Raw genomic sequence first — 14,106 nt, forward strand, 5'->3', positions numbered from 1 at the left:
GAACTTCTCCTCCGATTCCCAGCAATATTGCTGCCAAGGGCATTCTCCGCTTTCACGGAGAATGCCCTGATAAAACTATGTTTGTTTCGATTAAAAGGTACTAGCTTTACTTGTATCCGAACACCAACGGGAAGTCCGATAATACCGGATCAGAACATCGACCGCTTCATCCGTCCGAAGATGGGTGAGCGCTTCCGACGCATAGGCCCTGACGTAACGATCTTTGCTATGCAGCGCTTGCTCTAAAGCGCGGACAACTTGCTTTGCATCGCCTTCCTTGCCGGTACGAAGCAACGATAGCGCCGCCGTATAACCGATCTTATTGATAATGTAGCTTTGATTGTTCGAATACTTGTCGTTCGAATTCGGAGTGTCGCCAGTTTCGCCGATAAGAGAATCTTCCAATATTTTCGTCAAGGCAGGCACAACTTGTCCTCCAACATTACCGATCATACCCAGTGCTTCGACCGCATTCCGGCGGACCCATTCGCTCTCATCCTGCAAGCTTGCGATCAACGAGGTTACTGCCCCGCCTGCGGAAGGCCCGACCATGCCGAGCACGAAAGCCGCAAGCGCCCTCCGCTTTTCGTCCTTATGCTCCAGAAGCTTGAGCAGCTCCGGCACGGCCGCTGCGCCGGCACCCTGCAAACCGTAAGCGGCCCGTTCCGCGACTAGAGTCGTACCCCCGGTTATTTGACCGATCAGTTCTTCGACTCCTTTGGATCCGATACGGCCAAGCGCATAAGCGGCATTCAAAGCCGTCGTTTCCACCGGATCGTTCAGAAGAAGCCCTAACGCGGGAGCGCTGGATGCCGCAGCCTCTCCGTGCAGTCCCAGTTCGTCCGCTGCCCGCCCGCGAACCTCCGCATCCTCTGCTGCCAGTTCTTGTTGCGCTTGCGACAACCGAGCCTCGTCCGAAGGCGTGCCGCCTTGTCTTGCCGTGCGTTCCCCCCGGAGCCAATCCCATACGTCCTGCCATAGGTTCAAATGGACGGCGGGCGTCCCTTCCGGCACAATCATTTCCTTGCTTTGATGATTCCAGCTCGGATATTCCGGCGCGCGAAGTCTGACAAATTGGAACTTCAACATGTAACGGTCCAGGTCGGACACATTAAGCGTAGCTTTATGCCACAAGTCGAAATGGACAAGTACCATGGTTCCTGCCTTGCCTGTAGGCAGCAGTGTCTCGCCCCGGTCACCGATAAATTTCTCATAGTATTGGGTACCCGGCATGATGGCGGTCGGTCCCAAATCTTCGGAAATATCGTGCGTGTAATAAAAAATCATCGCCCACCACGGCCGGTGGCTGCGCATGGAGGACCAGTATCCATCCTTGTGCCATTGCCCGCCGCCCGGCGTCTGGTTTTTCGGCTGATTATAATGACAGTGCCGATGCGGATGCATGTAATAGTCGGGCCCTAGCACGCTCGTTAAGGCGCCTTTAACGACCGGTGTATCGAAAAACTGTTGAATGTCCGGTACCCGGGGCAAAATGTTGTTGCCGGGGTTACCTTCTTCGTGAAAAACACGATAAATGTTGTTCATGACGCTCTGATGAAGCTGAGGCGGCAAATCGTTCTGAAGCACGAGATAGCCTTTAGTAATGAACTGCATCATTTGTTCATCCGTCAACAAGTATTTGCTGTCCAGCATAAATGATCTCCCCTTAACCTTGGATCGTATTCAACACCATTGTATCAATGGGGGATTATTGTGTATTTACAGAATTGTCATTGTTTTATACGATAGTCATGTTAATTGTTCAGTGATTTCAGCAAAGGGAGTGGATTGGGATCATGGATTTCGCCGGCTTTCATCCATATGTATATTATGCAACCCGATATCCCTTTTCCAGAGGACAGGCGAGCCGTAATCGGTTTTGCTACGCTTCATCGCTCTATTTGATAAGCGAAGGTAAAGGCATCATTCATACATGCGGGCGCACCTACGAAACATTTCCCGGCTCCCTCATCTACATGCCGGCTGGACAGCCGCACGATTGGATTGCCGACAGCCACGATCCGATGGTCCACGTGTGCTGTTACTTCGATTGGGCATATATGGACCGCCGGGCCGTTTCCGCTCACCCTAGCATCATCTGCTATGATCCGGCCCAGTTGTTGCCGTCCTTGATCGGACCTTCATTTCCTCATTCCATCCCTGAGCATGCAAAAGTGGAAAAGCTGCGGAAATGGATCGATCTATTCGAGATGTTTTATACCGATAACGAGTATACGAACGAGCGGACATTCGTACGCAGCTTAAAGATCCAAAGTCATTTTCAGCAGTTTATCGAGTTTTTTCTCGCCTTTGCCTTGAAAGAGGAGCATATCCCCGATCCCCGCATGAACAAGCTGCTCGAACGATTGGATCAGGATCTGGTGCGCGGCGATCTGCAGCCCTTGGCAACCTACTACAATGAACTGCACTTAAGCCGTGGCTATTTCTTCGAGCTGTTCAAACAAGCTACCGGCTTGCCGCCCGTACAGTATGTCAACCAATATCGGATCAATCGGGCGAAGTACGATCTGCGCTTTACGAACCTCAGCGTCACGGAAATCGCAGAGAAGCACGGTTTTTCGTCCGTGCATTATTTTTCGAAGCTTTTCCGCCAACTGGTCGGCAGGTCGCCACGGGAGTTCCGGGAAGAGAGCAATAGAGCCTTTGAAATGTAAGTATTGGCCCGGACTTTACACAAGCTTGATCGCGGGAAACGCGCTATTTATTAATCGTTAACGTATACGCCGAGCCCGCCTCGATCATAACCGTCTGACGGTGGAGCAATGCATTTTCGCCCAGCAACCGTTTCATCTCCGATGTGCTTTCGACGAAAACCTTGACCTTGGCTTTAAAGCTCGTACGGTTCTCCAGTTTCACCGTCATCGCTGCGTTATCATTGTCAACGATCGTGACGTCAACGTGATCGATTGCGCAAACGTATCCCGTATCCGACTGAATGTACACGCCGGGCACTTCGAAATAAGTCAGCATGTTGGAAACCTCGCACCAGCAAGAACCGCCTGCAACCTCGCCGATGCAATCCTTCCCTTCCCAATCGCTCGTATTGACCCTCTCTCCCATCCATCCAGGAGGCGAAGTTTGGGTTCCTGTGCGATTGCCGCCCCAAGAAATACGCAGCGGCCGGTCCTCCCTGGATAGGTACTGCGGCAAATTGTGCGCGATTTCCCGGAGCAGCTCCAGGTAAAATTCGTTAGCCGTTGCTCGATACAGCTTAAATAAGGAAGCGCCCGAGAACGTACAAATTCCAGGAGCCGCGTGTTTATTTTGCACGCTTGCCCAAACCGCGCCGGTCGAACGCAAATCAAGCTTGCGGAATTCCGCGTCCGCAGCATATTCGAAATCGTACGACACAACCCATGTTGCGCACAGCTTCGCAGTTTGCTCAGCCATACGAAGCCACTTCCTATCGCCGGTCACTTCGTATAAGACAACATAAGACTCCAGCAGCGCAAACGCCGATTCGCTGTCCGGGCATTGGCATATTTCGCCCGGCGCGCCTGTCGTTACCCCTTGTCTCACGTAATTGTCGTAATAATATTGCCCCGCTTGCTCAGCGATCGAGACGTATTCCGGCCGGTTAAAATATTGGCCGGCCAAGGCCAGCCCCGCAGGCGCGATGCCCGCGCTTGCACTGCCGCCGATGATGATTTCTTCTTTGATTAGGTCAACAAACTGCCCGAATTGGCCGTATTTGTTCCACAAACGGACAAACGCGTCGCAAGCCCGGACCAAACCGTCTTTCCAACGAGCCGGTATTTGTTCGCCTAATTTGTCCAGGAGCATCAGCTGTTTGGACATAAAATACAGCACATCCGCGTTTTTGCGCAGCAGAACAATTTCAGTCGCCTCATGGTTGCGGAAAGCGTCCCCGAGAATACGGCCCTTGCAAAATATGCCGTAAAAGAGCCCCGAAGGCGCCTGAACCGTATCAAACAGGAAATTCAAGGTTTGAACCGACCGCTCCTTGGATAGTTCGTTTCCGATGGCGAGCATCGGTAACGTGTTAATCGCCCCGCCGACCCAACCGGTTTGCCACTGGCCGAACACCGGATCCGGCGACGTCGACGACCGGTAAAACTCGTGTTCGCCCTCCCAGTTGTCGCGGTTATATTTTTTCTCCAAAATGTCCCATGAAGCGGAGAATGGAATTTCATGCCGAAGCTCTACAGGACCGGTCAAATCTTTGCGAATATGCGAAAAATAATCGAACAACGCCGGAATGTCCGGACAATCGAACACATACAGCCTGAACTTGATCGTCACCTCGTCTTGTTCTTGGAAATTGTGGCCGCGGTCGCTCGAACGCTCCTTCGAATTGCACATGCTGTATGTAAAACTTCTCACCGCAGGCGCGGAAATCGAAACCGTCGCTTCCGATCGATCGCTGCTTTCTTCGACAGTCAAGCCGGAATCGCCTAGAGCCGTTCGCTGGTAGGTCAGCATAAACAAGCCTTTCTTATGTTCAGGCCAGTAACACCCGACGGCCGGCGTAGCCAAATCTCCCGTCCGCAATTCGATTTTCGACGGTCCTTCATTCAGGCTTAGTCTCGGCACATCGGTAATCGTCGTCGGAATATCGACGCCGATCTCGTCTTCGCGGGTCAGCATCGGAGGATACTGCTGCTCGCTCACCCGAAAACGGTTGCCGTTATAAGCCGCCGCGGGCATCAGCAGGTAATTTTCCGTCGACCAGCTGTCCAGCTTCAAACCAACCGAAACACTTGCTTCGTTGGCGCTGCCTTGAATAACCTTAAATATCACTTCGCAATCGATAGCATCCTCATTGCATTCGGCCGGTTTCCAAGTATAACGAATTTTCCACAACGAATTGTCCAGCATTAGCTGCTGTACACCGCCCGCCCCCGCCCCTATGCATGTTGCCGAGCGGATAGGATCGGCGCCTTGATGTTGAGTCAATTTGAAAGCTAGCGAGCAGCTGGTTTCGTTCATCATTTGCGCAAGTCGATGATTCATAGCGCACGTCCTTCCCGATTGATCCCCAGCGTGGCGATTTCATTCGGCTCAAGCGTCAGCGTGACGATGCCATGACCGCGCGAATCCAGCTTCATCGCTCCGATTTTTTCCACATGGGCCGTTTCTCCGTCTGCAAATCCCGCATATTTCAGCGGCAGCTCCAGCGTAATGCTTTTCTCTGCATTGACCGGGTTAAAGACGACAAGCACGGCGGGAATTTCCGCTTCGGTCGACACATGCATCACCGCATCCGGCTCATAACCGTTCGGCCGCGCCAAATGCACCATTTCTCCGGCGAGTGTTTTTCGGTACTTTTTATAGAATGAAATCCATTTATCGAAAATTCGCTTCGTATTTTCCCCGAAATAAGATTTTCTGCCGTATAATACGCCGCTATGCCCGTATCCGAACATCCCGCCAATCGCATGGTCGTAGGTTGCCGGGTTTTCTTCCGAAGGCTCGATGCTGTGACCATGATACATCTCCAAGTTGCAGGACGTCCACGTCGCGCATGCCGGATCTTTATACCGCGAATCATATACGAATGCACGCGTTTGCGTAACGAGGCGCATGCCGCCCATAACATTCTGGTCTTCCTCGCGGTAACCGCCCGGCCGCTGCCCCATGCCAAGGAACATCGCCTGCATTTCTTGCGGCGCGGTAATCATTTTGCCCCGGTCCGTCACTTCCTTGAAGAAACGTTTCTCCCACATCCAGTTCATAAATTCAACGCTTTCCGGATTCGCATGATGATGATCGGCCGCCAAACACGGAAGCCCATGATAAGGCCCATCGAGTCCAAGACCGTCGAAGCCGATATGGTCTAGGAGATGGAGCAGCTTCTCCCTGACGTAATCTCCCCACGGCGACTGGTAGCACATGTTGCCCAGCCCTTCAGGCGAAAAGCGGAGGCCGTCCGGCCCTAAATACTGCCAATCCGGATGCTTCTTGCAAACTTCGCTTGAGTGCCAGGCGATTGTCGTCGAGCAATACGGTAGAACGGTTAAATTTTTGCTGTGATAATAATCGACCAGCTTCTTCATGTCTTCTTCCCCATTCGGGAACAGATCCGGCCGCGGGATATAATCTCCCGTATTTGTAAACAGCTGTCCTACAAATAATTCAACCGACTCGAAGCCGTCCGCGGCCGACTGATCGGCCATGGCGAGCAGTTCTTCGTACGAACTGCACGAATTCACGATCCGCTTGATTTGCGGCGTTGTGATCCATGGCGCAATTTGTTTGTAGATCCGGTGCAAGATGATGGACGCCTCATCCTTATTCCCCGATGTAACGGCTTCGTAGCATTTGAATGTTTCAAAATGCTCCCCCGGCATCAGCTTCATGTTGATCGGTTTCGGGAATTCGAACCGGGAGAACGGAACGTAATAATCGTCTTCCTTCTGAATGTTCCAGTAGTAATCGCTGAATACGGACAGCTCGATTTTCCCTTCGAACAGTCTGACAATGTCAACGGTTACATTATCTACGGTAAGGGGCGATGACGAAACATTGTACACGCGTACATTTTTGGTCAACAAAGGAAGCTCGTCGGCTATTTCATATTCGATGACAAGCTCGACCGGCGGCACTTCCTCGCTTCGCCCCACGCATGTCAAACGCAGCACATCGCCGAACTTGCCTCTGTCCTGCTCTACTTTGGCGACGGAAAAAGCCCCTTCCCGATCCCAATTCAACCGGTGCTTCCAAGGTCCCGCCTCATATGTTTTGCCGCCGATGGTTACGGCCGCCTCATAAGGTGTGTTCGACTCAAACGAAAATACCGGGTACCAAAAATCGCCCCGCTGCTCGCCATTCGGACGAATATGATATACCGTCGTCGCCAAACCTGCAGATATGTCGATCTCCCGATAAATATAGTCGTTCTGAATGACGACTTTCTGATCTTGAATGGAAATGCCCACAATCCATTGCTCCTCTCCATGGATATCAAACAACCAAAATTTGCTTCACACAACAATCTAAATTAATGCGATTCATTCGTCAATAAGAAAAAACAAAAAAAACGGTTTTCATCGGCGGCCTTCGAACGAAGGCCGCCCACTGTCCCACACCGAGATGGAACTCTTATTGCTGTTTTAGCTTGTCATAAGCTTGCTGCGCTTCCTCCATCACCTTATCGCCGCCCAGTTTGTTCCACTCCGCCACGTAGTTGTCGAACTCGCTGACCGATTTTTTGCCGGTAATCATATCGATGAACGTTTGCAAAGTTAATTTATTCAATCTTTCATGAAGATCATTATAGATCGGCTTCGTCACGGCACCCAATATTTCGTATTTTCCTGTTCCCATGTTCATTAATTTTTCGCGGATTGGCAGCATAGATTTGTCCGGTGTATCGAAGGACGCCAAATCCAAGTCGTAATCGTCATTCCATCCGCCCGGAACGGAATAAGAGCCGTCAAAGCCGTATTTCCACCGTTCTTTTTGATCGTCATACGGCGGAATGTAGGAGAAAGAGCCGTCGCTGTTCTTTTTAAAGGTTGTTCCTTCTTCCCCGTACCTTACAGCGATTTTGGCTTCCACATCGAAGGACGTATAATCGAATAACTGAAGATATTTAATCAGTTTGTCATGATCTTTCTCGAGCTGCTTCCCAAACACGCTGACCGCTCCGTAAATCGGATTCGTTTGCACCATGCCATACTTTCCGTCAGGACCTTTCGGACCCGGTATCATAACGAAGCTGGCTTGCGGATTTTTCTTGTTGAGTGCGGCATAGACATCGTTGCAGCAAAAGACGCCGTTCGGAGCAAATCCATACCAGTACGAACCGACCGCTCCTACCTTTTCCTGAACCATCTTATCGGAAACATTATTATCCTTGTTTACAATAAATTCAGGATCGATAAGTCCTTTCGCATACCAGCGATTCAGAACCGTTAACGCATCCTTGGCGCTTGGCAAAATTTCTCCTCGGACGATCTTTCCGTTATCCTCGGTGAATGCTCCTGGGTATACGCCGTATGCGCCGAATACATAGGAGAACAGACCGCCTACACCTTCTGCCGTACCCGTAAGGCCATAGGTGTCCTTTTTACTATTTCCATCCGGGTCGTCGTTTGTGAACTTTGTCAATGCCTCTTCCATTTCATCGAGTGTTTCCGGCGTTTTCGTGATCCCTACTTTTTTCAGCCAATCTTCACGGAAAGCAAGTGCATAAACGTGCGGCCCCAAATCCCACAGACCCGGAATACCATAAACCTTTCCGTCTCTCCTCGTATTCATAAAAGGATCTTCACCGGCTACTTTGTGCAAGAATTTCCAAAAACGAGGGGCATAGGTTTCCAAGTCTTTGGGATTGATTTCAGCAACGAGATCTTGCTTGATCATCTTATCATATTCTTCAAAATTAGAGGCCCCGTAAAAATCGGGAATATCCCCGGATGATAGCATTAGATTTAACTTTTCTTTGGAGGTTTCGGAAGACGTTACAATAAATTCCGCATCGAAATCAAATTTATTTTTGAGGAAGTTCATGTAGTACCCGTCGATCTTCGTTTGCTCGGGATAATAAGTAAAAAATCTTAGTTTCATTTTCTCTTTTGCGCCTTTCGAATTTCCGTCGTCACTTGACTTTTCAGTGTCATTCGACTGGGCGTTTTCTTGATCCTTCGGTTTTTCCGAATCCGAATTGCCGCATCCGCCGAGTAACGCAACAAGCAAAACGAAGCAGACGAGCACGGACATTCCCAATTTCCTTTTGATCATTTTTCAACCCTCTCCTTTAACCTTTTTTCTATTCAAAGGTTTTGACGTTTATACGGTCAACCTTTAATAGCTCCCAGCATGATGCCTTTTACAAAGTATTTCTGCAAAAAAGGATATACGACCAGCATCGGAAGGATCGATAGCATGATGACGGTTGCCTGGAGCTGCCTCCCGGAATAAGGATTTTTGTCTTGCAGTTTCGCTAGGATGTCGCTGAATTGGGTTGGGTTGTTCTGGATAATAATTCTTCGCAGCACGAGTTGCAGCATCTCTTTATTGGTGTCATTTGTATAAATCAAAGCGTCGAACCAAGCGTTCCAATGGCCGACACCGACCCATAGCGCTTCCGTGGCAATGATCGGCATCGATAAGGGAAGAATAATCCGAATAAATATTTTCAAAAATCCTGCACCGTCCACCATCGCCGATTCTTCCAGGCTTTCCGGAAGCGAGCGGAAAAAATTGCGCATGATGATGACATTAAACGTACTGATCATGCCGGGAATGACAAGCGCCCATATGGTGTTATACAACCCGAGATACTTGATTAACAGATAGTTCGGGATTAAGCCCCCGCCGATAATAAATTGGATCAACATAAATCGCGTGACCCACTTATTAAGCGGCAAATCTTTTTTCGATAACGGGTAAGCGGTGATTGCAGTTGCCAGAATGCTGACCGCTACGCCAAGACAAGTCCGCATGATCGTATTTTTATAACCGATCCACAACGCATCATATTCAAACGCGAGCTTGTAGCTGTCAAACGAGATCGGATTCGGAAACAGCATAAATGAACTGTAGGCGGCATCCCCGCCATCAAGCGAAATGACCACTTGCGTCCAAAACGGATACAACGTGATGATTAAAACAATAGTCATGAATGCATACAGCAACAGGTCAGCGATTTTGCTCCCATGCCTTACCATAATGTATAATCTCCGCCCCCTATCTTTCTGGCTAACGCATTCGCCGTCAGCATCAAGACGAGACCTATAACCGATTTAAACAAGCCTACCGCCGTCGCGTAGCCGTAGTCCATATCGACCAAGCCTTTTCGGTAAACATAGGTATCGATAATATCGGCAACATCATACACTTTCGGGTTGTACATGTTGAAGATTTGGTCGAACCCGGCATCGAGAATACCCGACATCGACATGACGAGCATAATGCTGATGACCGGCATGAGCAGAGGAAGCGTAATATAAATCATTCGCTTGAACCGGCCTGCGCCGTCAACGACGGCAGCCTCGTGCAAATGCGGATCGATGCCCGTAATCGCCGCAAAATAAATAATCGAGCTCCAACCGAAGCTTGCCAAGATCGACGTTGTAACAAGAATCGACCGAAAATAGCCGGTGTCGGCCATAAACAAGATGCGATCGACCCCGAAAAGGCCAAGTATCGCATTGATCGGTCCATCAAGGGAAAGAATGCTCATGAAAATACCACCCAGGATGATCCATGAAATAAAGTGGGGCAAATAGGAAGCCGTCTGGACAACTTTCTTGAATTTGAGGTTCTTCACTTCACTTAATAAAATCGCGAATAAAATCGGAATGGGAAATCCCCACAGCATGCGGTACAAGCTGATCAACACCGTATTTTTAAGTACAAGATAAAAATCCGGATCTTGAAACGCTTTTTCAAAATGAGCGAGGCCGACCCACGGACTACCGAAAAAACCTTTCGTAATTTGAAAATCTTCAAACGCCAGCAATAGCCCGTAAATCGGCACATAATTGAAAATCGTGACGTACAGTACGGCAGGAATCATCATGATTAACAAGACCCGGTATTTTTTGAACGCGTAACGTTTGGACCCGGCATCCTTGGTTTCCGGCTTTTTTTTCCATTCAGGCTGTCCGGAAAGCGCTGCCGTTTTGCTCATTTTTTCATCTCCTAACTTTGTTTTATGAATGCGCATTCATTTCTTGGTGAAAGTATAGCATGGGGTGTACCTGGCTTCATTATCACTTATTTGATTTCCTTTTCGTTTTTTTGACCATTCAAACGGATGCCGCGTCCATCGCAGTCTGAGGGATCGTGATCATCATGGCTGTGCCCCCGCTCCCATAACTTCGAACGGTTAACCCGTATCCAACGCCAAAAAAAAGCTCGATTCTTTCGTGCACATTTCTCAAACCATATCCGGCGGAGCGAGGTGTCATCATCTTTCGGACAACCTCCTCTTCCATCCCGGGTCCGTTATCCATAATCGAAAATTGAACGGTACCTTCCCCAAGACAAGCTGAAATCGTGATGACCCCACGTCCATCGGTTTTCCGGTGAACGCCATGCTTGATCGCATTTTCCACGAGCGGCTGCAAGATCATATTGATCGTGTAAAATCGATTCACCTCTTCATCGATTTCGTAGATGACATCAAAGCGATAATCATCCGTGATAAGCATAATGTCCAAATACGATTTCACATTCTCCAATTCATTTCGAACCGTTGTAAAATTGTCCCCTTTGTTGAGCGCCGTACGGTAATACTTGGACAACGACGTCACGATTCGGCTTATTTCATACGATTTCGTTTTTAGCGCTTTCCAGTTGACGGACGAGAGCGTGTTATACAAAAAATGCGGATTCATCTGCGCTTGCAGCCGGTGCAGCTCCTTCCGGCGCACTTCCTGGATCAGCTCTTTGATACGGAACAGCATATTGCCGAATCGATCGATGAGCTCGCCGATTTCGTCTTTGGACGTATTCTGTATATCCAGCTCAAGCCCGCCGTTCTCCACGCGTTTCATCCAATGATTGAGCCGGTAAATGCGCCGCAGCATTCCATTAGCAAACAGAGAAATGATAATAAGCATAATCCCTATACAAATGCCGAGCACTATGTAGGTCGCGTACAATATTGGTGCAGCGTTTCCGGATATTTGGTCAATCGGCACGTAACAATGGATCGTCCAATCCGTATTCGGAATTTTTTTCTGGATCACCATCCAATCGATCCCGCCCGTCGTGGCGATATCATTCTCTTGACTTGGCAGAGCGGCTGAAGGAAACCAACTGTTCGCGCGTACATTTTTCAATAAAGTTGTACCCTTCGAATCCGAAACGATGAGTCCGTAATCATTCAGAAGCTTCATGGAATCCATAAAAATACTATCCGTATTCATATGCATGTATAATACATGGTGGCCTGGCATGAACGTTTCCGGAAATTTGCTCACCGCGTAAGCCGCGTGCTGTGGTTCATCATAATACCAGCGGATGCTGAATTTGCTCAGCGCATCGTTATACCAGCTTTGATCGGATACCGCTTCGGCCGAGCGCAAATAATCGCCGTATTCCGGAACGGGGCTTTCCGTATAGATCGTCAGCTTGTCAATCCCGTGGTAAGTCGTTAGCATCATGCTGAAATACGGATCCAAATATTCTTTTAACTGATGGGACATAGTCGATAAATCTGCCGCTTCGCCGTCAGGAATGGACACTATATTTTGAAGCATGCGATTAACGACAATCAATTGAATCAAATTATTGTACAAGTCCATTTTGTACGTAATGCTGTTCACGGCCGTGCCAATGTTTCTTTCGATGCCTTGCTTCGCTTGATTGCTGAGCAACTCCTTCGATTGACCGTACGAATAAATGCCAAGAACCATCATCGGTATGATCGTAACGATGAGATACGACATAAACAGCTTCTGCTTAAATTTGAAACGCGCGAAAATTCGGATCGACTTTGTCATCATAGGCCGTGCTCTTCCCTGTATTGAGATGGAGTTTTCCCATAGTTGTTTTTGAACAATGCCGAGAAATAAGCAAAGTTGGGGTAGCCAACCTCCTTGCCAATATCCGTAATTTTTTTGTTCGTCGTCAGGAGAAGTTCGCCCGCCTTTTCCAGCCTAATCGCCGTGATATGTTTGATAATGCTTTTTCCTTTGTACTTCTTGAACAGGCGGCTCAAATAACCCGGACTCAAATACACCCTTCCGGCGATGCTCTCGAGCGTGATTTCACTGCTGTACTCCCGATCGATCATGAGTACTACGTCTTCAATTACTCGGCGAAGCAGCTCCTGGGGCCGATCCGCGCTCGATACCAAATCTTCACCGATCGACTGCATCGCCTCCAGAAGCGCGCGAAGCGAAGAAGCATGATAGATTCTTTCCAGGCTCATCATGTATCCGTTTACATTTTGCTCTGTCGGACGGCCGATGATCGACTTCAATAGTTCGGTACACACATATTTGACGTAGTTTTCCGAGACGGTTTTTCCCCCTTGGAGCATCTCGATCAACAGAACGATTTTATCGCTTTCAACTTCGATTCCCTTCAACCACTCCACCATGTCCAGCAGAACGTTACGGGTGTATAAGGAAATGTCACGGTCTCCCGATCTGACCTCACCCGAGTACAACACAGCCCCTCGTTCCATAAAAAACCTATTGGCGAGCATCGTTTCCATCAGATTATATTCTCTGCTAATTTGCCCGAGATTTTCGATAAGCCCGCTGATGACGATCGTTACGTCAACATGATAATGATCTTTAAACCATCCGGCTAGAAACGTTCCCATCTGTATCAAATCGCCTTCGGTTTCCTCGGGTTTGCCTTCATACAATAACACGCTCTGGACCTCGTTCAAGTTCACGAGATCGGCTTTCCCGCCGGTCGCTCCCTCCAGAATCGGTTCAACTGCGCCAAGCTCGATCGTGTCAAAAAAACGGGTTCCCGCATGCATCATCGCCATCCGCACGTAGCGGTAACCGCTGAAATGGATGACCGTGCCCTCGCGATCTTCTTCCGCGGCAGCTCCCCGGCCATGAATCAAATCGTACAAAAACTTTTGTTTCTCGTAACGGATTCCTTTCCAATAAACTTCCTGGATTCTTTCGTTTTGCTTTTTTTGCCGCCGTTCTTCGTCGCACATTTCAATCACGCCCGACACGACACGCATAAATTCGCCGATTTCCACCGGCTTCAGGATGTAATGAATCGCTTTCAAATCGATTGCTTTCTGGGCATACTCGAATTCACCGTAGGCGCTCATAAAAATAATTTTGGTATGGGGCGACAGCTTCTTCACCTGCTGCGCAAGCTGAAGCCCGTCGAGCTCTCTCATTCGAATGTCCGTCAGCATCATATCGATATTCCCTGAGTCGCGGATGTATTCCAGCGCCGCTTCCCCGCAATCCGCTTCGGCGATTTCAAGTCCCCAGTTAAATTGCTCCGTCAAAAATTTGACCCCTTCCCTTTCGGAACGGTCGTCATCGACAACTAACATTTTATACATGGTTATTCACCCTTTCGCAGCATGATCGAAAAGATCGTAGCATGAATCGGCAGCCATCATCAATGACGGATTTCGAGACAACTTTTATCCTGATTTATGCCCGTTTTTGTAAATCGAAA

The 14,106-nt window shown here is 48.9% G+C and carries 9 protein-coding genes; 1 reads left to right on the forward strand and 8 read right to left on the reverse strand.

Annotated elements, in window-relative coordinates; genetic code table 11:
- Positions 1–90: 90 nt before the first annotated feature.
- Positions 91–1,653, reverse strand: a complete 1,563-nt coding sequence (locus AC0LWM_RS02870; RefSeq protein WP_474673384.1) for a HEAT repeat domain-containing protein — start codon at positions 1,651–1,653, stop codon at positions 91–93.
- Positions 1,654–1,796: 143 nt separating this feature from the next.
- Here AC0LWM_RS02870 and AC0LWM_RS02875 point away from each other — a divergent pair, with 143 nt between their 5' ends.
- Positions 1,797–2,675, forward strand: coding sequence for an AraC family transcriptional regulator (locus tag AC0LWM_RS02875; protein ID WP_474673385.1), 879 nt, complete (start codon positions 1,797–1,799; stop codon positions 2,673–2,675).
- 43 nt (positions 2,676–2,718) lie between these two features.
- Here AC0LWM_RS02875 and AC0LWM_RS02880 read toward each other — a convergent pair whose 3' ends face one another.
- The 7 genes from AC0LWM_RS02880 to AC0LWM_RS02910 all read right to left on the reverse strand — a co-directional run bounded on the left by AC0LWM_RS02880 (position 2,719) and on the right by AC0LWM_RS02910 (position 13,987).
- The gene (locus tag AC0LWM_RS02880; RefSeq protein WP_474673386.1) at positions 2,719–4,995 is read right to left on the reverse strand and encodes a glycoside hydrolase family protein; all 2,277 of its coding nucleotides are present in this window, start codon (positions 4,993–4,995) and stop codon (positions 2,719–2,721) included.
- Entirely contained in the window at positions 4,992–6,920 is a 1,929-nt protein-coding gene (locus tag AC0LWM_RS02885) for an alpha-galactosidase (RefSeq protein ID WP_474673387.1), read from the reverse strand. The genes AC0LWM_RS02880 and AC0LWM_RS02885 overlap by 4 nt, the downstream gene beginning before the upstream one ends.
- A 163-nt stretch (positions 6,921–7,083) precedes the next feature.
- On the reverse strand, positions 7,084–8,727 hold the full coding sequence (locus AC0LWM_RS02890) for a type 2 periplasmic-binding domain-containing protein (protein ID WP_474673388.1): 1,644 nt from the start codon (positions 8,725–8,727) through the stop codon (positions 7,084–7,086).
- A 56-nt stretch (positions 8,728–8,783) separates the two neighbouring features.
- Positions 8,784–9,656, reverse strand: a complete 873-nt coding sequence (locus AC0LWM_RS02895) for a carbohydrate ABC transporter permease (protein ID WP_474673389.1) — start codon at positions 9,654–9,656, stop codon at positions 8,784–8,786.
- Complete coding sequence (locus AC0LWM_RS02900) at positions 9,650–10,621, reverse strand: ABC transporter permease (RefSeq protein WP_474673390.1); 972 nt, start codon at positions 10,619–10,621, stop codon at positions 9,650–9,652. The genes AC0LWM_RS02895 and AC0LWM_RS02900 overlap by 7 nt, the downstream gene beginning before the upstream one ends.
- A 118-nt stretch (positions 10,622–10,739) precedes the next feature.
- Positions 10,740–12,443 carry a sensor histidine kinase gene (locus tag AC0LWM_RS02905; RefSeq protein WP_474673391.1) on the reverse strand — a complete coding sequence of 568 codons (1,704 nt, stop codon included), beginning with the start codon at positions 12,441–12,443 and terminating at the stop codon, positions 10,740–10,742.
- Complete coding sequence (locus AC0LWM_RS02910) at positions 12,440–13,987, reverse strand: response regulator transcription factor (RefSeq protein ID WP_474673392.1); 1,548 nt, start codon at positions 13,985–13,987, stop codon at positions 12,440–12,442. The genes AC0LWM_RS02905 and AC0LWM_RS02910 overlap by 4 nt, the downstream gene beginning before the upstream one ends.
- Positions 13,988–14,106: the final 119 nt, after the last annotated feature.

The organism is Paenibacillus sp. sgz302148, assembly GCF_056120465.1.